Here is a 22,621-nt window from a genome sequence, read left to right as displayed (position 1 = left end):
ACCCCTTTCATTGTCTGCCCACCGGTCCGGCTCCGGCGAGAGTTTGCCCTGTGATCATCTCGATCACTGCATCCGGGCTTGTCTTGCTGCATTCGACATCGCCGGCGACGACGCCGTGGCGGATGACGACAATGCGATCTGCGACCTGGAAGGCCTGCTGCATGATGTGGGTGATGATGACGACCCCGATGCCCTGGTTGGCAACGTGGCGGATCATGTCGAGCCCGCGCCGCGTCTGTTCTACGCCAAGCGCTGCGAACGGCTCGTCCAGCAGCACCAGCTTTCCGCCCCAGTGGACGAAGCGGTTGAGCTCGATCGCCTGGCGCTGGCCGCCGGACAGGTGCTCGACCTTGGTGCGCATGGAAGGAATGCGCGTTCCGGCGCTGGACAGCGCCTCGCTGGTGATTTTCTCCATCGCTTTCTCGTCAAGAAACGGTATGCCGGCGAACTTGCGGGTGATCTCGCGACCCATGAAGAAATTGCCGACCACATCGACATTGGTGCAAAGGGACAGGTCCTGGTAGACGGTCTCGATACCGGCTGCCTTTGCCTCCGCGGGGGTTTTGGCCTGGAACTCCTTGCCCTCGAAAAGCATGTGTCCGGCAGTTGGCTGCAGGCCACCGGAGATGATTTTCACCAGTGTCGACTTGCCGGCGCCGTTATCACCGAGAAGGGCGACGACCTCGCCCTTGCCGATCGAGAAACTGATACCCTTCAGGGCTTCGATCGCGCCGAAGTTCTTGCGAACACCATCGAGGACGAGCAGTTTCTCAGTCATACGGCAATCCCTTTTTCTGAAGTTTCAAACATCTGGCCGAAGCGTGGCGAGAGCGCCCCGAAGACCGCAAGCGCCGCCGCACCGCGGAGCGCTGAATGCTGGCAATCGCTCGCCACCATCACGCGTGGATGGGCGCGGTCTGAGCGGTCGGAAACCGAGCTGTTGAGCCCGTCGACCAGCGACGCCAGCTCGTCTATCAGCGGCTGTGGTGCTAGCCCGCCGATGACGACGGTTTCGGGATCGAAAAGGTTCTCGATGGTGCGGATCGTGTTGCGGAAGATCGGCGCGATCTCGCGCACCCAGTCGGCCTCCGACAGCCCGCGCCTGTTGAAGGCATCGAGGGACAGATAGCGCTCCAGGCAGCCGCGGTTGCCGCACGGGCAAGGCTCGCCGTCGGGGACGGCCGGCATGTGGCCGATTTCCCCGGCATTCCCCCAGGCCCCGCGCATAACGAGGCCGTCATGCATCATGGCGCCGCCGAGGCCGACGCTGAAGAACAGGTAGTAATAATCCGAAAGCTGCTGCCCGAGGCCGTAAAGCTGCTCGCCGAGCGCTGCGGCTGCCATGTCGTTCTCGAAGAACGCAGGCAGGCCCGTGGCATCGGCGAGGCGCTGGCGGATGTCGACGTTCTTCCAGCCGATCATCGTCGTGGAGCCGACGAAGCTCATGGATTCGACGTCGAAGGGTCCCGGCAGCGCCAGGCCGGCACCCAGCAAACGGCCGCCGCGAAGGCCTGCCTTCAGCTCGGAGATCATCTCTTCGATCAGCGCGAAAGCGTCGTCCGGAATTGGATTCAAGGCGACGCGATGGCGGCTGTCGACAACGTCACCGAGCAGGTTGACCAGCGCCGCTTCGATGAAAAGCGGTGTGATGTGGATCCCGATGGAAAGCCCGCCGTCGGGATTGATGGTCAGCGTCGAGGGCGGAATGCCGCGTCCCCGGGGCTCCTCTTTTACGGACAGGATGAGACCCTGTTCCTCAAGCTCGCGGACGATGGTGGAAACGGTCTGCACCGTCAGTCCTACTCGAGTGGCGATATCGCCACGGGTGGTCGGACCCAGAAGCCGGATCGATTCAAGCACGATCCGCCTATTGTAGGGCCTTCCCGACTCCTGATTGGTGCCCCGCAATGCCATCCCAAAACTCCATGCAAGCTCAGGATGGCAGCACAATTCTATTTAGTCAAATGGTTTTCATAAATAATGATGACTGTTGCTTCTGCCGGTTTCCTAGGCAAAAAATCGAATATTAACGCACCGAACCATCATGATCCCAGGCTCGCCGCATGGCGCGCCGATGGATTGGAGGGGAAATGGTCGAGCAGGCCCCAGGCCCCGTGAGCGATCAGTTCGGCGCCATCCATTGTCTGGCGGACGGTCAGAGATGCTCGGAACATCGCTCTTGTGTGATCTTCGGTTGACAGCCCGTCCAGCCTTGGGGACGCTCGCGTGCGAGGCGACGAGTCGCCACCCAGTTGCCGATAGCGCCAGGAGTACAGATGATGCTGCATGCCCGCCCCTTCGAAATGATGCCCAAGCCGGGCGATGCGATTGCCGACCTTTCAACGCCGCGACCGGTCATCGACGAGGACAGGATGACGGCGAACATCGAGCGGGTGCAGGCCTATGCGGATAGCCACGGACTGGATTTTCGCCCACACATCAAGACACATAAGCTGATTAGCGTCGCAGCACAGCAGGTTGCAGCCGGTGCCAAGGGGATAAACTGCCAGAAGGTCACCGAGGCGGAAGTCTTCGCCGATGCGGGTTTCGACGATATCCTGATTACTTTCAACATCCTCGGCGCCGAGAAACTCGATCGCCTGGCCGCCCTCAACGAGCGCATATCGAGCCTCAAGGTCGTGGCCGACAGCCGGATAACGGTCGACGGACTATCGGGCCGTTTCAACGGTTCGAAGACGCTGAATGTCCTGGTTGAATGCGACACCGGTGCCGGTCGCTGCGGTGTCGCCGATCCTGATCAAGCCTTTGATCTGGCGCGATATATCCATGAGAGCCCGGGGCTCGTCTTCGGCGGGCTGCTGACCTATCCAAAGCCGGATTCGGCGCAGGCGGTCCAGGCCTATTTCGCCCGTGCTGCGATGCTGCTGGCAGATGCCGATATCCCATGCCCTGTCATCAGCCATGGCGGCACGCCGAGCCTGTTCGATGGTCACGATGTGAAGGCGGCAAACGAATACAGGGCAGGCACCTACGTCTATAACGACCGCTCGTTGATCCGCGCCGGGCACTGCACCGAGGCCGATTGCGCCATGACCATTCTTGCCACCGTCGTTTCACGCCCGGCACCCGGCCGCGCCGTGATCGATGCTGGAGTGAAGGTTCTCACCAGCGATCTGCTCGGCTTTTCCGACTACGGCCTCATTGTCGACTTTCCGGATGCCGTCATCAAGGCGCTCTCCGAGGAGCACGGCGTCATCGACATCTCCGCCTGCAGCGACACCTTTCCCGCCATCGGTGAAAAGATCCGCATCATCCCGAACCACACCTGCGTCGTGACAAACATGTTCGACACCATGATCTTCCATCGCCACGGCATCGTCACCCGCACCGAAGACATCGCCGCCCGCGGCATGGTCTGGTGAGGTTCCGAAAATTGGCGCTATTCCGTGAAGCGAAAGAGCAGGGTCGAGTTTTGGCTCTCATCAAGAGCTAAATATTGCCGACCGGTCCTGCGTTTCGGTTCTAACGAGAGGCTTGCGCATGCGGATGAAGCGTCGCACCAACTTTTTGTGCTGCTGCCGTCAGACGCTTATCTCTTGTCCACAAGCGTGACCCCTGGTCGAGCTTGTTGAAGTCAACAAGCGTGCGTCGTTGTAACCGAAGTCCATGCTGAATATCGAATGGCGATCAATTATCGTCATTACCTCTTGCATGGCTCGCGATCATTGCTTCGCGTTGAGCTGTGCCCCTTCGCCCGCGACGCACCTTGGTTTTCAAAGAGAGAAGGCTTTGGCTGGCGTCCTAGATCGGTAACGGCCCGGCATCGATCCACCATCTCGGTTTGCTTGGCGTGTTTCCAAGTTCAACACCGAAGGTCAATCCGCTCGGGATCGTCCCTGGAGGCCCGCCCGCGTACACGGGCGGGCCTCCGTGATGCGCTAGAAGTCCATACCAGCGCCGGCAGGCAGCGCCGGTGCGGCGTCCTTCTTGGGCTTGTCAGCAATCATTGCTTCTGTCGTGACCAGCAGGCCGGCGACGGAGGCTGCATCCTGCAGCGCGGTGCGCACCACTTTGGCGGGATCAATGACGCCCTGGGCATAAAGATCGCCGTATTCGCCGGTCTGGGCGTTCCAGCCAAAGGATAGATCGGTCTTTTCGCGCAGCTTGCCGACGATGATCGAACCCTCGGCGCCGGCGTTTTCCGCGATCTGGCGCACTGGTGCCTCGATCGCCCGACGAACGATGTCAATCCCCACGCGCTGATCGTCATTGGCTGTAGGCAGGCCATCCAGGGCCCTGACCGCGCGCAGGAGTGCCACACCTCCACCGGGTAGTATACCTTCTTCGACGGCGGCGCGGCTCGCATGCAGCGCATCGTCGACGCGGTCCTTCTTCTCTTTTACTTCGACTTCGGTCGATCCGCCGACACGGATCACGGCCACACCGCCAGCGAGCTTGGCAAGACGTTCCTGAAGCTTTTCGCGGTCGTAGTCCGAGGTGGTTTCCTCGATCTGAGCGCGGATCTGCGCAACGCGACCGTCGATCTCGACCTTTGAGCCAACGCCATCGATGATGGTGGTATTTTCCTTCTCGATTGCCACCTTCTTGGCGCGGCCGAGCATATTCAGCGTGACGTTTTCAAGCTTGATACCGACATCTTCCGAGATGACTGTTCCGCCCGTCAGGACGGCGATATCTTCAAGCATCGCCTTGCGGCGATCACCAAATCCCGGAGCCTTGACCGCGGCAATCTTGAGGCCGCCACGCAGCTTATTGACGACGAGGGTTGCAAGCGCTTCGCCTTCGACGTCTTCTGCAATGATCAGCAGCGGCTTACCGGATTTCACCACCGATTCCAGAACCGGCAGCATCACCTGCAGGTTGGAAAGCTTTTTCTCGTGGATGAGGATGTAGGGATCCTCAAGCTCAACCCGCATCTTGTCCTGATTGGTGACGAAATAGGGGCTGAGATATCCGCGGTCGAACTGCATGCCTTCGACGACTTCCAGCTCGGTTTCAGCCGTTTTGGCTTCCTCGACCGTGATAACGCCCTCATTACCGACTTTTTCCATTGCTTCAGCAAGATACCGGCCGATCTCCTCGTCGCCGTTGGCGGAGATGGTGCCGACCTGGGCGATTTCGGAATTGCTGGTGATCTTGCGAGCGTTGGCTTTCAGTTCATTGACGACCGCATCGACGGCGATGTCGATGCCCCGCTTTAGGTCCATCGGGTTCATGCCGGATGCCACCGCCTTGGCACCTTCCTTGACGATCGCCTGGGCCAGAACAGTCGCGGTGGTGGTGCCGTCGCCGGCGAGATCGTTGGTCTTTGACGCCACTTCGCGTAGCATCTGTGCGCCCATGTTTTCGAACTTGTCTTCAAGCTCAATTTCCTTGGCGACAGATACGCCGTCTTTGGTAATGCGCGGTGCGCCGAACGACTTGTCGATAACAACGTTGCGACCTTTCGGGCCGAGCGTGACTTTCACGGCATTCGCCAGAACGTCGACCCCACGCAGCATGCGTTCACGGGCATCGGTGTTGAATTTGACTTCTTTCGCAGCCATTTTTTTAACTCCTCAATAGGCAGCTATTTGACTGATGGTTAGACAGGTCAGGCTCAGGCGGCCTTCTTCTGCTCGACTTGGGCCTCGATAACGCCCATGACGTCGCTTTCCTTCATGATCAGCAGGTCTTCGCCGTTGATCTTGATTTCGGTGCCGGACCACTTGCCGAACAGGATGTGGTCCCCGGCCTTGACGTCGAGCGCCTGGATCTGACCGGCTTCATTCCGCGCGCCGGGCCCGACGGCGATGACTTCGCCTTCCTGCGGCTTTTCCTTGGCGGTATCGGGGATGATGATGCCGCCCTTGGTCTTCTCTTCAAATTCGACGCGACGGACGAGAATGCGATCATGAAGCGGTCTAAACGACATGTTTTCCTCCATGGACAAACAATGTTGACGTTGTTGCCCGGCCGGATTGCCACAGTCGGGCGGGAACGAAACCTCTTTGAGCGTTTCGTGCAAAAAATCTATTTTCCTATTTTTTTGATTTCAAGAGGGTATCGGAGAAAAATTAGCACTCGGTTTTGACGGCTGCTAACACTCTGGAAAGGCATGATAATATCATTTTTTCGTTTGGAAAGGTTGATGACCGCAGACAGTTGAGGCATCCTCCTGATGTCACAAAACGGAGATGAAAGCATGAATTTTTCATCTGATCTGGAGCGCCAGCTGAAAGGCTATGGGCTGACAACCGCCCATATTCTCTATCGCATCCCGGATTTCGAATCCGTCCTGCAGACCTACGTCTGGCAGGATTACGATCTCGCCCCTGACTTTCCCGAAATGCGCAGGTTCTTGGATTTCTGGCAGGCTTCCCTCGATGGGCCGCTGCATTCGGTGCGTTATAGCCACCAGCGCCTGATCGGCCCCAATGAGTGGCGGCGCGTCGACGGGGAATTCCAACTCCACTGAGGCTTGAAGCTGATTTCCTCACTTCCTAGCTCATCGGGCGGCCGAGGCTTGATGAGCTCTGCCGACTTGTCCACGTTTGTATGGAGTGAGGCCGCATGGAAGAAAACATCAATATCATCAAAAGCGCAAGCATCCCCGAGCGGGAGGAGATCATCGTCGATTTTGCCCGTTGGCTTGAGACCGCCTCACAGGAGGCTGTGGTGTATGGCGAGGGACGTTTTGCGATACTGTCGGCCAATATGGCAGAAGCAATCCGCATCAATGCCGATGAACTTGCTCGTGACAGGCCCGAGGTTGCCGAGCGGGTCTTGCAGCAGGCCTTTGCGATGATATCGCAATTCAAGGCAGCTTATCCGCATCGTGTTATCAGCCGCTCTGTACATTAAGCCGCGAGGCAGACAATCGGACCAACCGACCGTTTCACAAGGACGATCGGCGCGGTCGTTGCCGCGTGTTTCAGGCTGCGTGTCATTCGAGAAGTTCTTGTCCGGGACAAGGCGAGCGAATTTTTTCACAATGGCCCTTGAACCTAAAAATTGCAAAAACCAATTCGAATGAGGTCAGCCGCTGATGACAGGTCCGACATCGGTCCGACGCTGCCTTTTGGCGCTTCCGTAACCATGCTGCTTAGAGGAGGATATGGCTATGGCAACATCTTACGACTATGCACCGCTGTTCCGCTCGAGCGTCGGCTTCGATCGGGTGCTCAACCTTCGGGAAAACGCTGAGCGCGCCCGCTTGACCAACGACTGGCCGCGCTTCGACATAGTCAAGAATGATGACGACACCTACCGGATATCGATCGCGGTGGCTGGCTTTGCCCGGGACGACCTCGACATCAGCTTACAGTCCAAGCTGCTGACTGTCACTGGCAGGAAGCAGGAAGCATCCACCGATTGCTGCCTGCATCGCGGTATCTCCGCCCGTCCGTTCGAGCACCGGTTCGAGCTTGCCGATCATGTCCGGGTGAACGGAGCAGATCTGAGCAACGGTGTCCTGTCGATCGATCTCATTCACGACATCCCAGAGGCCCTAAAGCCGCGCACAATCTCAATCCAAAACGAGGCCGCTTTGACCTCTGCCGCTCACGCGCAGATCGAAGCTCGCAAGGCTGCTTGACTCTGTCGTCTTGGCTAAACCGGGCGCAGTTGTAGCGGCGCCCATCAACATTCGGGGTTGGAAAGGAGAGAGCTATGAAATCCGATATGTTCAGACAGCCCGTTTCCATTCTTGTCGGTCTTGGCTTTCCGACGGAAGTATGCGGCGTGATGGACGCCTACCGGCATCTCATCGAATGGCCTGCCTCACTTAGAGACCCAGCCCATTCGGTTGTGCTCAAGGCATGCAATGCCGCGTTGCGGGGTGAGATCGAAGCAGAGACCGTGCGGGGACTGTTTGCCGCCTTTGCCGAGAAACACGATCTGCTGGCGCCCGAAACAAACGTGATCGCCCCGTCACGCCAGCGGCGTGACCGGGATCCTCAGGTACGATGAGGTAGACCGATGATGCACACAATGTTGCAGCAGGCCGCCAACAATGCAATGGCGATGGGGCCGTCGGTTCTTATTCAGGGCATGAAGCTTCGGAGGCCGATCGACGTGGTGAGAGCGCCGACTCTTTCCGTCGATGACAAGCGCGCTATCCTCGCGGCGTGGGCGTCGGATTTCTATGCGATCGACTCAAAGCCCGGCCTTCGTCAACTGCCAGGAACGCCAGAGCCAATCGCGATCGATGAAGTGCAATCTGGCCTCGAAGAGCTCGATCGGCGGTATGGGATCTGATGGGTTGCGTGTTCAGGCTAACTGCTTGATCGCCTGTTCGAGCGACCGCTGACCGTCGCATCGGCACCTCACGGGTTTCAGGGGGCGATACGACGTTAGCAAGACATTTGGGGACCCCACTGCCGGGCACTCTGTTGTCACTATGCCGGAAGGAGCCCGGCAATGCGATAGGCGTCGATCAAGGCATCATAGAGTGTTATGTCTGATCGACTCCTTGCCATTAGCTGGGCGCCGGCCACGGCGGCGAAGATGGCATGAGCTCGTGCTTCGCTCTCTTCATGGCCGACAATCCCTGCAGCAAAAAGGGTTTTGCTCAGCCACGCCACGTTGACATCGGCGAAAGTCTGCACTTCTTTTTTTAGCGCCTCAGGCAAGTCGTCGTACTCGGCACCCATGAAGCTGCAGAGGCACATGCGGTTGTCGTTCTGCAACGCCCAACGAAATGTCTCAGGATATCGATGCAGGGAGCGGCCCGGATCGTGCGGCGTCTCTGCCAGCAGACCCTCAAGGTATTCGGCCGAGTCTTCCCAGTATCGCTTCGCCACGGCGGTCGCGAGATCCGCCTTGCTCGGGAAGTGGTAGTAGAGGCTTGCGGCCTTGATGCCAACATCCGCCGCCAGATCGCGGACGCTCAGTCCTCCGTAACCATGCGCCTGCGCCATTGTTCTGGCTGCCAGCAAAATCTTCTCTCGAGAATCCGAACTCATTGTCTACCTCGCTTCCGGTTTCGTTCTAGCGGCAGGAAGGGGCTTGACCAACCAATTTTTACGCTCTAGCTTTTGACTACCAAACGTTAGGTAGATATACAAGCGAATCTCAAAGGAGCCTCACATGAGCACAACTCTCACCAATCTCGATGCCACCAAACTGGCCGAACTTATCCGCACCAGGGATATCTCGCCCGTTGAAGTCGTCCAGGCGCACCTGGATCGGATCGCTTCAGTCAACCCAAAGGTCAATGCGATCGTCTCGCTGGCAGAAGGCGCACTCGACGCTGCCAGGTCAGCAGAGGCATCCGTCCTCGCCGGCGAAAAGCTCGGCCCACTCCATGGCGTCCCATTCACAGTCAAGGATTCAATCGACACAGCAGGTGTCCTCACGCAGCGCGGTTCGCCCATCTTCAGGGGCCGCACTCCAGATGCCGACGCCACAAGTGTTGCCCGAATGAAGGCGGCTGGCGGCATCCTCCTGGCAAAGACCAATCTTCCGGAATTCTCCTACTGGATCGAAAGCGACAACCTGCTTACGGGCCGCTCGAACAACCCCTGGAACCTCGACCGCACACCTGGGGGGTCGAGTGGCGGCGAGTCCGCTGCAATTGCCGCCGGCATGTCGCCGCTGGGTCTGGGCACCGATCTGGCGATCTCCATCCGTGGACCGGCGGCGCAGACCGGCATCACATCGATGAAAGCAACCCATGGCCGCATCCCCATGACGGGGATCTGGCCGCGGGCACCTCGCCGCTTCTGGCATGTCGGTCCGATGGCCCGTAGCGTTCGCGACGTCGCATTGGCCTATTCGTTGATGGTCGGGCCGGACGGGGCGGATGGCTTTGCATCGAGCACGGCCCAGTTCGATACGGGCGTCGGGACGTCGCCAGATCGTCCGATCCGTGTTGGCTGGCTGGTCGAACCTGGATTTGGTCCGATCGACTTGGAGGTGGCCGCCACCGTTAAGGCCGCCGCCGAAGCGCTCGAAGGCCAGGGCGCGATCATTGAGCAGGTTCGTATTCCGGCGCTTGAGAAGGATTTTGCGCTCGATGTGTTCAACCGCCTTCACGTGATGGAGATGAAGCCCGATTTCGCGGAGGCGACGGCCGGTCGCGGCCAGGACGAATTGTACATGATGGCAAAAGCCATGCTTGCTGCGACCGACACCATTATGAAGGACTATATTGAAGCCGAGCAGGCGGCCGAGCGCCTGAGGGATGGTTTTGCCGACTATTTCCAGCGCTACGATGCGCTGATCACCCCTGTGCAGCCAATCCCGGCCCAGAAACATGGCACTACGGAGTTCCTGATCAACGGCCAGACTGTAGATGCGACCTATCTCCAGGGCTCGACCGTGCCCCTGAACGTCACTGGCCTGCCGGGTTTGACAATGCGGTTTGGTACCAGCCACGACGGCATGCCGATCGGCATCCAGTTGGTTTCAAGGTGGCAGGCAGAAACGACGATCCTGCACCTTGCTGCACTGCTGGAATCGGTCAGTACGGTTCGCGATCTGCGGCCCGTCGTCTGAATTGACGCAACCAGAGCACTCCGGCATAACCGCGGTGCTCAGTTGCCTGCTGTCATTCCAAGAAGACAGGTCAAACGGGAAGTGTCATCCGCATGAGCAGACCGCCTTTGGCAGGAAGCTCCGCTTCCACATGGCCGCTGTGGCTGGCGAAAGCATGTTTGGTGATTGCCAATCCGAGTCCGAAGCCGGGGGTACCTTCAGGCACATCGTTTCCACGGCGGAACGGCTGGAATATGGCGGCGAGGATGTCTTTCGCTATGCCGGGTCCTTCATCGAGGACTGTGATGACGAAGTTTTGGCCGGCTCTTTCTGCGCAAATGACAACCCTTGAATCCGGCGGCGCGTATTTTACTGCATTGCGCACGACGTTTTCGATAGCCCTGTAAATAAGCTCGCCATTTACCGATGTGACGAAAGATTTCGCGCCTTCGTAGGTGACGTGGATGTTGCGGGAGGCGCCTTCAAAAGCGCAGTCATCGACAATCTCCTGAAGAAAATCGACCAGATCGACAGTCTGCCGCTCCATTGGCTGTTTGTCGCTCGCCGTCAGTCTCGCGAGCGTCAAAACTTCACCGACGAGGTCGTCCATCCGCGCGATCTCTCGCTCAAGGCGCTCGGCCATAGCCTGCAACCGGCTGGGATTCTGCTTCAGCAGCCCCACGGCCGCCTGAAGTCGAGATAGGGGCGACCGAAGCTCGTGAGACACGTCGTGGAAAAGACGTCGCTGGATATCCTGGAAATCCTGAAGACGGGCGGCTGTCACGTCGAAGTCATGGGCGAGCGCTTGAATCTCGTCTCTTTTCAGATTGGTGTCGCCGCCAATCCTGACATCGAAGTGACCCTGCGCAAGTGCGCGAAGACCGCCTCGCAACTGCTCTACCGGTCGTGTCAGATACTGGGCTAGCCAATAGGCCGTAACCGCAGCAGCGAGCATTGCCGACGACCAGGGGACGAGCTTTGGCAGATTGCGCGCCAAAAAATCGATTTCTGTTGTGACTGCGATCACTTGATAGCACTGGCCACCATAGAGGATACGTCGCTCGAATTGACCCGTAACCTTTGTTGCACATGCCATGGAATCTCCAATGACCGCCAGGCTCAGATGAACGGGTGAGGGTGTCGTGGCGACTGCCGTCAGGTATTGTTGTGTTATCCCAACACCGTTTTTCGCCAAGAGCACTGCGGCTGTATCAAGTGCCAGGCCTGTTCTTTGATCGCGAAGTTCCTCGGGGAGGGGTACTACGCCGAAAACGGAATTGATGACGAACAATAGCGCAAGCGACGCCGCCATCGTCAGCCAGACAATCGCGAAAATTCTCCAGAAGAGCCTCCGCATCAGAGTGCCTGCACCAGCTGGTATCCTTGCCCACGGATCGCGCGGATCCACGAGGTGCCGTCAGCACGAACACCGAGCTTTTGACGGACGCTGCTGATGTGCACATCTATGCGCCGGTCAAACGGCGTCAGCGGTCGACCGAATGCACGCCGGGAGATTTCCTGTTTCGGTACAAGCTGTCCGGCGTTGCGCGCCAACACGTCGAGAATATTGTATTCGGCACCCGTTAATTCTAGCGGCTTTCCCTGCCATTGCGCTGCTCGGCCCGCAGAATTCAGGATCAGGTCGCCGACACGAAGAATATCCTGTTCATCAAGTCGGCCTCCGGCTCGCCGGAGGATGGCGCGGATGCGCGCGACAAGCTCACCCGGAGAGCAGGGCTTGGCGACATAATCGTCGGCGCCGAGGTTAAGGCCGGAAATCCGGTCGATGTTGTCCCCTTTCGCCGTGAGCATCAGGACGGGAACATTGCCAAGGCGGCGGATACGCTGCAACGCATCGATGCCGTTCATTCTCGGCATCATGACGTCGAGAACGATGATGTCGACCGATTGGTCGGCGGCACCGGAGATGCCGACCCGGGCGTCAGTCGATGTTTCGACGTCGAATCCCTCTTCCACGAGATATTCGCTGAGAAGCGTCGTCAGCTCGATATCATCGTCGATGAGAAGAACTTTCGGCATCTTGGCTTCCACGTTGTCAGAGATAAACGAATATACAGAAGATGGCGAACCGGTAGAAGTTTTACACAACTTTACACTTCCTTAACGGCGCTTAACATCGCAGTCGCTATCAGAAGATCCGTCGGCAATTGCCTCGGAGCCAGTTTGACCAAGATGACCATAGCCCAAGCCCGGTTTCTCTGGCCGAGCGTCCGTGAAAATGCTCCTCCCAGGTCCAACGGCGCATTACCGGCCAACCGCCATTTCCATGTTGCCCGACATCATCGTCTCTGGGCAGGCCTTAACGGAGCGCCCCGCCAGTTGTGCGCGCTGCTTCTGGTCGCCGGCGGGCTCAGTGGCTGCGTCGTGGGTCCGGACTACCAGAAGCCAAGCTTCCCTATGGCTGCAAGCTGGAGCGGGAAGGCGGCCGTCCATGCCGATAAGCCGCCTCAGTTGGCTGAGTGGTGGAAGCAAATAAAGGACCCAATTCTGGACGATCTCATCGCGCAGGCCGTTGCCGCGAACCTAGATGTTGCCACCGCAAAGGCCAAGGTGCGCGAAGCGCGTGCCAGCTATCGAGAGCAGGTGGGCACACTGCTTCCATCGCTCGAGGGTACGGCATCTGCGACGCGCAATCGCACCGCCGCTGCCGCCGGCGCGCCGGCGACGATCTACAACAATTACCAGCCGGGCTTCGATGCAAGCTGGGAACTCGATCTGTTCGGAGGCAACAAGCGCGCGGCGGAAGCCGCGAAATACGGGGTCGATGCGGCAGACGAGGAATTGCGCGATACGCTCGTGACCCTGATCGGGGACGTTGCCACCTATTACATTCAGGCACGGGAATACCAGCAGCTCACCGAACTGGCTCGCGATTCTTCCAAATCCCAGAGCCAGACTGCATCGCTCACACGGACGGAATATGGGGCGGGCGGCTCATCGATGGTGGATGTCTCCAAGGCCGAGGCGCAGGCTGCCTCCACCCATGCCGATATCCCGACCTATGAAATCTCCTATGCCAAGTCCGTCAACAGGTTGGGTGTGCTGCTCGGCAAGTCCCCGCTCCTGCTTGACGGCCTTCTTGGCAAGAAATCGAGGCTTCCAGCGCCTCCTCCGAGGCTATCGGTCGGAATACCCGCTGACATCTTGAACACCCGACCCGACGTCCGCCAGGCTGAACGGCAACTGGCCCAGGCGACCGCAAAGATCGGTGAGGCTGAGGCCAACCGGTATCCCTCGGTGAGCCTGACCGGATCCATCAATTCATCTGCCGCGAGCGTCTCGGAGCTCGGAAAGAAATCCACGATCGGCTGGTCGTTCGGGCCGTCGCTTACAATCCCAATCTTCAAGGGTGGCCAGTTGAAGGCAGCGGTCGATGTCGCCAAGGCGCAGCGCGACCAATACGTGTTCGCTTATCAGTCAGCCGTCCTCTCCGCTTTGGAGGACGTTCAAAACGCCATCGTTTCCCTCAATCGATCGCGTGCCCGGTCGGTGGACCTCGGCAAGGCTGTCGAAGGCTATCGCACGGCCGCCAATCTCTCCAAAAAGCTCAAGACATCCGGTGAAGGCGATCTGTTCGATGTGCTGGACGCCGAGCGCTCGCTGTACTCCGCTCAACAGAACCTCATCGAGACCAGGACCGATATCGCCACTTACTACGTCTCGCTGAACAAAGCCCTCGGGGGCGGTTGGACCGGCCCAATTGACATTTCACAGCCTGCCGCGCGCGACCTGGTCGAAGCGCCGCACCTACGAGCAAAGCCAATCGCCCAATGACAAATTCGCGCCAAATCGAACCGACTGAAAATTCCCGACATCGCTCTAACCGTCTCGTTCATCGGGTGCTGGCGACTGCCATCGTCACCTGTTGGGTAGGCGTGGCACAGGTCTCGGCGGAAGAACAGGCAAAGACCGAGGGAGCAGCTGCATTGACGGTGGTCGCGGTCAAGCCGGAAACCAAGGACTGGCCCGAAACCGTGCCGGCGACCGGCTGGCTCAAGCCGTGGCATGAAGCCGTCATTGAATCCGAAACGAGTGGGCTGCGTATCACCGAGGTCCTGGCGGACGTCGGCAGCGTTGTAAAAAAGGGCGACATTCTGGTTCGGCTCAACCAGGAGACAGTAATTGCGGATCTGCGCAAGGAGGAAGCCGCTGTCGTATCCAAGCAGGCATCCCTGACAAAGGCGAAAGCGGATGCTGACCGGGCCCGCCAAATGAGCGGTTCGGGAGCACTTTCCGATCAGAAGCAAGTTGAATATCTCACGACAGAACAAAGTGCGCAGGCGGACCTCGATTCCGAACAGGCTACGCTTACAAGCCAGCGCATCAAACTTGCGCAAACCACGATTGCCGCCGTCGATGACGGCATCATCACGTCGCGATCCGCGTCCTTGGGTGCCGTGGTATCCACAGGAACGGAGTTGTTTCGTCTCACGCGTCAGCAACGCATCGAGTGGCAGGCTGAGATTCCGACCCAATATCTTATGAAAATCAAAGAGGGGCAAACCTCGGAGATCAGACGTCCCGACGGCGCAACTTTCAAGGGTACCGTCAGGCTCATCGCGCCGACAGTCAGCACCGATACGGGTCGCTCGATCGTGTACGTGGCCTTGCCCAAGGAGCCGCAGCCCAGGTCGGGCCTCTATGTGTCGGGCACAATCGATATCGGCAACAAGGACGCCCTGACTGTGGCGGAATCCAGCTTGGTCTTCAAAGACGGCATCAATTACGTTTTCACAATCGATCAGGCGCACAAGGTTCACCGGACACGCGTCGATGTCGGTCGCCGCAGGGACAACCGGGTCGAAATTTCTTCTGGCTTGAAGGGCGATGAGGCAATTGTTCAGTCTGGCGGTGCTTTCCTGTCGGAAGGCGCGCTCGTGAAGGTTGACGGGGCGGCACAATGAATATTTCCGCATGGTCCATCCGCAACCCTGTCCCGCCAATCCTGCTTTTCGCATTGTTGACCGTTTGTGGGCTGCTGGCGTTCTCCAAGCTGCAGGTCCAGAATTTTCCGGACATGGATCTTCCCACCATCAAGATTGCCGCATCGCTGGAAGGCGCGGCGCCGACCCAGCTCGAGACGGAGGTGGCACGGAAGATCGAAGACAAGCTCGCGACCCTGAGCCTTCTCGATCACATAACGACGACGATCACCGACGGGTCTGTCGCCATCAGCGTCTCGTTCAAGCTCGAAAAAAACAGCGAAAGCGCACTGAACGAAGTGCGCAACGCGGTCGACAGCGCCAAGAGCGATCTTCCGTCGGAAATGGATTCGCCAACGGTCTCGAAGGTTACGGTCCAATCATCCGTCCTCGTCGCCTACGCCGTGCGCTCGAAGCAACTGAACGAGACCGAGCTCTCCTGGTTCGTCGACAACGACATGACCAAGGCGCTCCTGTCGGTCGGCGGGGTAGGGGAGGTCGATCGGCTGGGCGGGGTTGATCGCGAGGTCCATATCGACCTCGATGCCAACACCATGACCTCGCTCGGGGTGACCGCATCAGATGTGTCTGCACGGGTTAAATCTGTGCAGTCGGACAAGTCCGGCGGTCGCGGCGACATCGGCTCTTCGCGTCAGACCATTCGCACGCTCGGTGCCGTTCCGTCCGTCGAGGATATAGCGACGTTGGCGATCCCCCTCTCGACGGGACAGAGTGTCCGGCTCGACGAGCTTGGGAAAGTGACGGACAGCTTTGCGGAGCGCTCGTCCCTTGCCTATCTGAATGGAGACCGGGTGATTGCCGTTCAGATCAAGCGATCCAATGGGTTTTCGGACACGGCCGTTGTCGAAGATATTCAAAAGGAGATGAAGGCGTTCGCGTCGCAGCATCCCGAAGTGGAGATCGTCGATGCGTATACGACAGTCAATCCCGTCATCGAAAATTATGACGGCTCGATGGAGATGCTTTACGAAGGCGCCATTCTCGCTGTCATTGTGGTATGGCTATTCCTGCGGGACTTCCGCGCAACATGCCTGTCCGCAATAGCCCTGCCGCTTTCCATCATCCCCACCTTCTTGGTGATGCATTTCTTCGACTACAGCCTCAATACCGTTACACTCTTAGCATTGTCACTGGTGGTCGGCATTCTGGTCGATGACGCTATCGTCGAGGTGGAGAACATTTCCCGCCATCTCCAGGCGGGCAAGACGCCGATGAACGCGGCGATCGAAGCTGCCGACGAAATCGGTCTGGCGGTCATCGCAACCACATTTACCCTTGTTGCGGTTTTTCTACCAACGGCCTTCATGAGCGGCATTCCCGGTCTGATTTTCCGGCAATTCGGGATCGTTGCCTCCGTCGCCGTGCTATCCTCACTTCTGGTGGCCCGCTTTCTGACGCCGATGATGGCCGCTTATCTGTTGAAGCCGGGTCAGGCTGAAGCGGCAGACGGCCGGATCATGGGGGCCTATATTGCGCTGGTCAAAACCTGCCTCAACCATCGCAAGATGACGATGCTTGTGACCGGCATCTTCCTTGTCCTGTCCTTGTCGAGCATCCCGTTCCTGCAAACCGGCTTTTTCCCCGCCTCGGACGACGCCCAAACGCAGGTCACCCTGACGCTTCAACCCGGCAGCACACTGGACCAGACGGATGCCGTATCGAGACGTGCGAGCGACATCGTCTCCAAACTCACCGATGTCACGCAGGTCTTCAGCGTCGTCGGCAGTTCCTCAAGCAGCAGCGGGATAGATTCCACGACAACGGCGGATGTGACGAAGGCGACCCTCGTCGTGAACCTGACCGACATCAAGAAGCGCAGCAGAAAGCAGGCTGCGATCGAGAGCGACATCCGTAACGCGCTCTCCTCTCTTGCCGGCGTGCGCGTCGAGGTCGGGACCGGCGGTAATGGCACCAAGCTCGAGTTGACGCTGGCCAGTGATGATCCCACCAGCCTGGAGCAGGCGGGAAGTGCGCTCGAGGAACAGCTCCGGACACTCAAGGGCATCGGTGCGGTCACATCGAGTGCAGCGCTGCAAGCCCCAGAAATCCAGATAAGGCCTGATTTCGCAAAGGCTGCGGCGCTGGGGATTACATCGGAAACGATCGCCGAGGCGGTCCGGGTGTCCACCAATGGCGATTACTCCAGCGCACTGGCCAAACTCAATCTGCCGCAACGCCAAATTCCAATCCGCGTGCGTTTCAATGCCAACTCCCGCGAGGATATCGATGCCATATCGCAGCTGCAGGTGGCCGGCGCGAACGGCAAGGTCGCGCTCGGAAGCATCGCCGCGATTTCGATCGGCGGCAGTCCATCCGAACTCGATCGGATCGATCGGGCCCGAAACATCACGCTGTCCATCGAGTTGAACGGGCGCATCCTGGGGGACGTGAACAAGGAGGCCCAGGCGCTCTCCGCACTTCGCCAGCTTCCGCAGGGTGTTCACCAGGTGGAGCAGGGGGAGTTGCAGCGCAGTTCCGAGCTTTTCACCAGCTTCGGGACCTCAATGGGCATCGGGATCTTTTGCATCTATGCGGTCCTTGTTTTGCTCTTTCATGACTTTTTCCAGCCCGTCACCATCCTGATGGCGCTTCCGCTCGCACTCGGCGGTGCATTGGCACCGCTCCTCATCACGGGAACGAGCTTCTCCATGCCAGCCATTATCGGGCTGATCCTGCTGATGGGCGTGGTGTCCAAGAACTCGATTCTCCTCGTCGAGTACGCGATCATGTCCCGCCGAAACGGCATGGCGCGCTTCGAGGCACTGGTCGACGCCTGCCACAAGCGAGCCCGGCCCATCATCATGACAACCATCGCCATGGGAGCAGGCATGATGCCGGCCGCCATGAGCCTGAGTGGCGGCGATTCGAGCTTTCGCCAGCCGATGGCGATCGTGGTCCTAGGAGGCCTGATTACATCTACGTTCCTCAGCTTGCTCATCATCCCGACCGTCTACACCTTCGTGGACGACCTCGTCGGCCTGCTAAAACGACTGTTCGCAAGCAAGGCGGAGCAGTCGGCAGAGGGCCTGCAAACGACGACGGCAACGGCAACAAAATGATCTGGATCATCCCAGTCACGGGAGGACTTCGGCTCGACGGTAAAAGCCCCTCGCCGATTTCGTGCGTCCAAAGCCGGCCTTTCGCCCCTATGCAACCGCAAGCCGGTCATTCTCATCGGGTCGGAACGGGCATCGGCCCGCTGGCGGCTTTGCGCGCGCCGACGACTCGCTGCAGCCGATTAACCTTCAATTCGGCACCCGTCACCCTCTAAATGACGCGCTATGGGCCGAGGAGATTTCCGATTGGAGGACTAACGCTCGGCTGACCTTGGTCTTGGCCGCTTATTCGGGGACACAGACGCCTAGGTCCTGGACATTCTGCGCAACGAGCTCGTTCTTTCCGTCCTGTTCCTGTATTATGACCTCATAAGCTCTCTGGATGCGGTCTTTTTGAATCTTGAATTGTCTCAATCCGGAATTGGCTGTTCTCATTCAGCGATTGCACGTAGAAAACCATCTTGTCTCTCGCATCGGCTGGCTTCGCGCCGCGGTTCTCGGCGCAAATGACGGTATCGTCGCGACGGCGAGCCTGATCGTTGGTGTAGCGTCCACCTCCACTGCTTCTTCGGATATACTCGTGGCCGCCATTGCCGGCATGGTGGCGGGTGCAATGTCGATGGCGGCTGGCAAGTATGTATCCGTCAGTCAGCGTGAACACTGCATAGTTCAAGCTTCTTCTGGCCAGGTCAGGTCGGGGCCAATCCGATCCGCCACTGATAAGGCGGCGGCGTGCCGTTCACGGCGAAATCGCCAACGATTCTATCTTTGTAAATGCGTGGATTATGTGATGCCAGCGTCCGGGCATTGCGCCAATGGCGGTCGAGGCCGGCTGAAATCCGGGTGGCGGACGCCCCAAGCGCGTCGAAGGCAATCGTTGCGGCTTCGAGAACGAGATTGCTTGTGACGGTGACGGCCTGCGAGGTTTCCAGCTCGGCGATGGCATTGGCCCTCTCCTCGGCCTCTGGATCGCCGGCAAAATGGGCCTTATGGGCCCGCTCCACGGCGGCGGCAACCTGCAGCACAATCGCACTTGCGGCATAAGCGTTGGACCGCAAGCGACCGACTACCTGCAGGACCTGTGGGTCCTGGCTTGAGCGCGGCGCGGCGCTGTTCGAATAATGGCGAGTGCGCGCCGCTACAGCCTGCGCCACCTCGTTAGCGAGCGAACGGCCGATACCTGCGAGAGTGGCAAGATGGACTAGCTGGTAGAAGGCGGCGCCGTAGCGGAACTTGTCGTCGTCGACGACAATGTCACCGGGATCGACAACCGCGTCCGTAAAGACGGTCGTGCCGCTCGCCGTCAGCTTCTGGCCAAAACCGTCCCAGTCGTCGACAACGTTGACGCCGGGATCGTTACGCCGAACCTGTAGCGAGACGCCCTCTCCCTCCAGCCCTGTCGCGCCGACGTCGATCCAGTCGGCGAAGATGGATCCGGTGGTGTAGTATTTGGTGCCGTTAACGACGAGCCCGCCGTCCTTGCGCGAGACCCGCGTCGAGAAGGCATCCTGCTTGGCGGCCCCGACCTCCGTCCACGCATTGCCAGCTATCTCGCCTCGGACAATGCGTTCGACCCAGCGCTGGCGAGACCCGCCGGGCGCCTTGTTAACGACATCCTCGACAAATCCGAAATGCCCGCGCAGCGCTTGGGTAATGTTTGAATCGGCGTTGGAAAGCTCGATCAGTATGTTGGCCAGTTCCGGCAAGCTCGCACCCATTCCGCCTTCGGCGACCGGTATGCGCAGTGCGCCCAGTCCCGCTTGCTTCAACCGGTCGATCTCGGCCTGTGGCAAGGTACGCATCAACTCGCGGTCGAGCGCGCCTTTGGCAATATCGTTGAACAGAGGGCGGAAGCTCGAAGCCAGTTCCTCATAGCGTTCGGTTGGGCCTGCACCCCATGCAAGATCTATCTGGGTGGTCATCATGAAGTCCTTGTCAGTTTTGGATCTAAAGGAACCGTCAGTTAATTGTGACTGCTGCCGCGCCGCCAAGATAAAAATCCTGAACATCCTCGCGAGCGCGCAAGTCAGCTGCAGTCCCCGAAACGGCGATGCGCCCATTTTCCAAGATGTAGCCGTAGTCGGCGTATTTGAGCGCGAGATTGGCATTCTGCTCAGCCAGCAGGAAGCTGACGCCAGACTGTCTGTTCAGCGCCCGGATGATCTCGAATATCTCCTGGACGATAATCGGTGCCAGGCCCATTGACGGCTCGTCCAGCAGTACGAGGCTGGGCTTTGTCATCAATGCTCGACCGATTGCCACCATCTGCTGCTCGCCGCCCGAGGTCAGGCCAGCTTTTGTTCGACGCTTGTCGCGAAGACGCGGGAACCAAGCATAGATCTGCTCGAGATCGTCGAGTAACGCCCGGCGCGACGGTTTTCGGACGAATCCGCCAGCGAGAATGTTCTCTTCGACTGTCAGTTGCGGGAAGCAATGGCGACCCTCCAGAACCTGAACGAGTCCTTTGCCCACCAGCCTTGAAGCTGACGACGTACTAACGGATTGGCCGCGCCAACTGATGCTGCCACGACTTACCTTACCGCGCTCGGAGCCCAAGAGATTGGAGATTGCCTTCAGGGTTGTCGTCTTACCGGCGCCGTTCGCGCCGAGGAGGGCAACTATCTTGCCTTCCCCGACCGAAAGCGACACATCCCGCACGGCGAGAACGGCCTGCCCGTAGACGGCCTCTATCTCCTTGACTTCGAGAAACCCTTCCGCCTGTGTGGCCATGTTACATATCCTTTTAGTGTTAGTTGACCGCGTCGGACGGACGGGGCGTGATGCTTTTTTCTTTCGCGTAGGCTGCGGCCCTGGCGTAGATGGCATCCTTGAACAGCGGTCGATCTCCTTTCAGCCAATCGGTTTTTGCCGTCCATCTCGTGCCGTCCCACTGGACGATCTTGGCAGCGGGACTGCCCTCGTGATCCTGTGGCGTCACCTTGATTGGGCTTATGAGGCCCGTGGCACCGAGTTCCTCGATACGCTCGGCGGTCAGGTTGAGATGTTCAACGGCCCACTGCCCTTCGGCTGAAGTCAAAGGCCGGTTTCCGTACTTGGCTTGTCCCGTCCGCAGGATCTCGGTGTAGAGGATCGCCTGCAGCAGGCCGGCATTGTAATAGACCGAACCGAACTTCGAGCCGTCGCTCAGATCTCCCTTGCCGGCATCGATGATGTTCTTCTTAATCTCCTGGCTGACCTTGAAATCTGTCCCAGACGGGAACACGGAGACCGCCAGATAATTTTTGGCGGCTGGTCCGGCGGGACGCGCGTCTTCTTCCGATCCGGTCCATATATCGCCTATGATGTGGTCGGCCGGGAAGCCGACGCGGGCCGCAGTCTTCAGGCCAACCGGCGACATCACGCCCCAGGCTCGGAAGAAAACCCAATCGACGCCGGCGCGCTTGATCTGCTGCCACTGCGCCTGCTGCTGTTGGCCTGGGTCCGGAACGGGGATCTGGATATTTTCGAAGCCGTATTTCTTGGAGAGGATCGCCATGGGCTGGATGGTTTCACGCCCATAACCCGAGTCGTGGTAAAGGGTGGCAATCTTCAGTCCCTTCAGCTTGTCATAGCCGCCCACCGTATTGGCGATGTGCTCGACGACGATTGAAGCCTCGGTCCAGTAGTCGAATAGCAGCGGAAACTGATAGGGAAAGACGCTTCCATCGACGGCATCGCCCCGACCGCCGGCGACCGACACGATCGGCAGCTTGTCTTGGCGGGCCTTGTCGGAGACGGCGGCGTCGAAGCCGCTCGATGTGGTGAAGAGCACAGCAACCGGAGCGCCGGCATATCCATTTTTATAGCGCTCGTAGCATTCGAATGCGCGTTCGAGCGTATACGCCGTTTCACATTCCTGAACGAAGATCTTGACGCCGTTTACCCCTCCGTTCGCATTAATATAGTTGAAATAATCCCGATAGCCGGCCCACTGCGGAATGCCGGATGGCGCGTAGGGCCCGGTGCGGTAGGAAAACAGGGGGAAGAGCTGCTGGCCACTTCCCTCTTCCGCGTGTGCGGCTGCGCCGAGAGTTGATAAAGCGATCAATGCTGTGGCGCTGAGCGTGATTGTCTTAGAAAAAAGAGACATGGTAACCCCTTGATGCGGTGGTTGAAGGATAGCGATGAGAATGATTGATCGGGGCGACCGCCATTTGCGCT

The 22,621-nt window shown here is 58.9% G+C and carries 21 protein-coding genes and 2 pseudogenes; 11 read left to right on the top strand and 12 right to left on the bottom strand.

Annotation, left to right across the window (positions count from 1 at the left end; all coding sequences use genetic code 11):
- Window positions 1-7: 7 nt before the first annotated feature.
- From EQW76_RS24890 to EQW76_RS30185, 3 genes are all read right to left on the bottom strand, one after another.
- Window positions 8-778, bottom strand: coding sequence for an ATP-binding cassette domain-containing protein (locus tag EQW76_RS24890; RefSeq protein WP_111221690.1), 771 nt, complete (start codon window positions 776-778; stop codon window positions 8-10).
- Window positions 775-1,914 (bottom strand): ROK family transcriptional regulator, encoded by a 1,140-nt coding sequence (locus tag EQW76_RS24885; RefSeq protein ID WP_142831656.1) that lies wholly within the window; start codon window positions 1,912-1,914, stop codon window positions 775-777. The genes EQW76_RS24890 and EQW76_RS24885 overlap by 4 nt, the downstream gene beginning before the upstream one ends.
- A 128-nt stretch (window positions 1,915-2,042) precedes the next feature.
- The gene (locus EQW76_RS30185; RefSeq protein ID WP_257625674.1) at window positions 2,043-2,174 is read right to left on the bottom strand and encodes a hypothetical protein; all 132 of its coding nucleotides are present in this window, start codon (window positions 2,172-2,174) and stop codon (window positions 2,043-2,045) included.
- Between the two features lie 108 nt (window positions 2,175-2,282).
- Between EQW76_RS30185 and EQW76_RS24880 the strand changes: the two genes are divergently transcribed.
- Window positions 2,283-3,383, top strand: coding sequence for an alanine racemase (locus EQW76_RS24880; RefSeq protein ID WP_142831694.1), 1,101 nt, complete (start codon window positions 2,283-2,285; stop codon window positions 3,381-3,383).
- Window positions 3,384-3,483: 100 nt separating this feature from the next.
- Here the strand turns inward: EQW76_RS24880 and EQW76_RS29940 are convergent.
- The 3 genes and pseudogenes from EQW76_RS29940 to EQW76_RS24865 form a co-directional block, all read right to left on the bottom strand.
- Window positions 3,484-3,702: pseudogene (locus EQW76_RS29940) on the bottom strand (type II toxin-antitoxin system VapC family toxin); the annotation flags it as partial.
- Between the two features lie 197 nt (window positions 3,703-3,899).
- Entirely contained in the window at window positions 3,900-5,528 is a 1,629-nt protein-coding gene (groL, locus tag EQW76_RS24870) for a chaperonin GroEL (RefSeq protein ID WP_143123329.1), read from the bottom strand.
- 53 nt (window positions 5,529-5,581) lie between these two features.
- Window positions 5,582-5,896: a co-chaperone GroES gene (locus tag EQW76_RS24865; protein WP_142831658.1), complete on the bottom strand. Its 315-nt coding sequence runs from the start codon at window positions 5,894-5,896 to the stop codon at window positions 5,582-5,584.
- A gap of 270 nt (window positions 5,897-6,166) precedes the next feature.
- On the opposite strand from EQW76_RS24865, the gene EQW76_RS24860 reads away from it, so the two are divergent.
- From EQW76_RS24860 to EQW76_RS24840, 5 genes are all read left to right on the top strand, one after another.
- On the top strand, window positions 6,167-6,439 hold the full coding sequence (locus EQW76_RS24860) for an usg protein (RefSeq protein ID WP_142831659.1): 273 nt from the start codon (window positions 6,167-6,169) through the stop codon (window positions 6,437-6,439).
- 95 nt (window positions 6,440-6,534) lie between these two features.
- Complete coding sequence (locus EQW76_RS24855) at window positions 6,535-6,825, top strand: hypothetical protein (protein ID WP_142831660.1); 291 nt, start codon at window positions 6,535-6,537, stop codon at window positions 6,823-6,825.
- A 259-nt stretch (window positions 6,826-7,084) separates the two neighbouring features.
- The gene (locus EQW76_RS24850) at window positions 7,085-7,558 is read left to right on the top strand and encodes an Hsp20 family protein (protein WP_142831661.1); all 474 of its coding nucleotides are present in this window, start codon (window positions 7,085-7,087) and stop codon (window positions 7,556-7,558) included.
- 74 nt (window positions 7,559-7,632) lie between these two features.
- Window positions 7,633-7,932, top strand: coding sequence for a DUF982 domain-containing protein (locus tag EQW76_RS24845; RefSeq protein WP_142831662.1), 300 nt, complete (start codon window positions 7,633-7,635; stop codon window positions 7,930-7,932).
- A 9-nt stretch (window positions 7,933-7,941) separates the two neighbouring features.
- The gene (locus EQW76_RS24840) at window positions 7,942-8,220 is read left to right on the top strand and encodes a hypothetical protein (RefSeq protein WP_142831663.1); all 279 of its coding nucleotides are present in this window, start codon (window positions 7,942-7,944) and stop codon (window positions 8,218-8,220) included.
- A gap of 140 nt (window positions 8,221-8,360) precedes the next feature.
- Here the strand turns inward: EQW76_RS24840 and EQW76_RS24835 are convergent, their stop codons facing one another.
- A complete protein-coding gene (locus EQW76_RS24835) occupies window positions 8,361-8,927 on the bottom strand; it encodes a TetR/AcrR family transcriptional regulator (RefSeq protein ID WP_142831664.1) in 567 nt (188 codons plus the stop codon).
- Window positions 8,928-9,051: 124 nt separating this feature from the next.
- Between EQW76_RS24835 and EQW76_RS24830 the strand changes: the two genes are divergently transcribed.
- Window positions 9,052-10,461, top strand: coding sequence for an amidase (locus EQW76_RS24830; RefSeq protein ID WP_143123328.1), 1,410 nt, complete (start codon window positions 9,052-9,054; stop codon window positions 10,459-10,461).
- Window positions 10,462-10,531: 70 nt separating this feature from the next.
- On the opposite strand, the gene EQW76_RS24825 is transcribed toward EQW76_RS24830, so the two are convergent.
- Both EQW76_RS24825 and EQW76_RS24820 read right to left on the bottom strand, forming a co-directional pair.
- On the bottom strand, window positions 10,532-11,797 hold the full coding sequence (locus EQW76_RS24825) for a HAMP domain-containing sensor histidine kinase (protein WP_142831666.1): 1,266 nt from the start codon (window positions 11,795-11,797) through the stop codon (window positions 10,532-10,534).
- Window positions 11,797-12,480: a response regulator transcription factor gene (locus EQW76_RS24820; RefSeq protein WP_142831667.1), complete on the bottom strand. Its 684-nt coding sequence runs from the start codon at window positions 12,478-12,480 to the stop codon at window positions 11,797-11,799. Before EQW76_RS24820 ends, EQW76_RS24825 begins: the two co-directional genes overlap by 1 nt.
- Before the next feature lie 153 nt (window positions 12,481-12,633).
- Between EQW76_RS24820 and EQW76_RS24815 the strand changes: the two genes are divergently transcribed.
- The 4 genes and pseudogenes from EQW76_RS24815 to EQW76_RS24800 all read left to right on the top strand — a co-directional run.
- On the top strand, window positions 12,634-14,235 hold the full coding sequence (locus tag EQW76_RS24815; RefSeq protein WP_142831695.1) for an efflux transporter outer membrane subunit: 1,602 nt from the start codon (window positions 12,634-12,636) through the stop codon (window positions 14,233-14,235).
- Window positions 14,232-15,365, top strand: coding sequence for an efflux RND transporter periplasmic adaptor subunit (locus EQW76_RS24810; protein WP_142831668.1), 1,134 nt, complete (start codon window positions 14,232-14,234; stop codon window positions 15,363-15,365). Before EQW76_RS24815 ends, EQW76_RS24810 begins: the two co-directional genes overlap by 4 nt.
- Window positions 15,362-18,463 (top strand): efflux RND transporter permease subunit, encoded by a 3,102-nt coding sequence (locus EQW76_RS24805; RefSeq protein WP_142831669.1) that lies wholly within the window; start codon window positions 15,362-15,364, stop codon window positions 18,461-18,463. Before EQW76_RS24810 ends, EQW76_RS24805 begins: the two co-directional genes overlap by 4 nt.
- A gap of 430 nt (window positions 18,464-18,893) precedes the next feature.
- Window positions 18,894-19,109 (top strand): annotated as a pseudogene (locus EQW76_RS24800) (VIT1/CCC1 transporter family protein); the annotation flags it as partial.
- A gap of 40 nt (window positions 19,110-19,149) precedes the next feature.
- Here EQW76_RS24800 and EQW76_RS24795 read toward each other — a convergent pair.
- The 3 genes from EQW76_RS24795 to EQW76_RS24785 are packed head-to-tail and all read right to left on the bottom strand — an operon-like array spanning window position 19,150 to window position 22,550.
- Window positions 19,150-20,382, bottom strand: a complete 1,233-nt coding sequence (locus tag EQW76_RS24795) for an acyl-CoA dehydrogenase family protein (RefSeq protein ID WP_142831670.1) — start codon at window positions 20,380-20,382, stop codon at window positions 19,150-19,152.
- A gap of 37 nt (window positions 20,383-20,419) precedes the next feature.
- A complete protein-coding gene (locus EQW76_RS24790) occupies window positions 20,420-21,190 on the bottom strand; it encodes an ABC transporter ATP-binding protein (RefSeq protein WP_142831671.1) in 771 nt (256 codons plus the stop codon).
- 19 nt (window positions 21,191-21,209) lie between these two features.
- The gene (locus tag EQW76_RS24785; RefSeq protein ID WP_142831672.1) at window positions 21,210-22,550 is read right to left on the bottom strand and encodes an ABC transporter substrate-binding protein; all 1,341 of its coding nucleotides are present in this window, start codon (window positions 22,548-22,550) and stop codon (window positions 21,210-21,212) included.
- Window positions 22,551-22,621: the final 71 nt, after the last annotated feature.

This window comes from Rhizobium sp. rho-13.1 (assembly GCF_007000305.1).
Taxonomy (GTDB): Bacteria; Pseudomonadota; Alphaproteobacteria; order Rhizobiales; family Rhizobiaceae; genus Rhizobium; species Rhizobium rhododendri.
The sequence above is the reverse complement of the archived record's forward strand: the minus strand, read 5'-3'. Positions and strand labels throughout refer to the sequence as shown.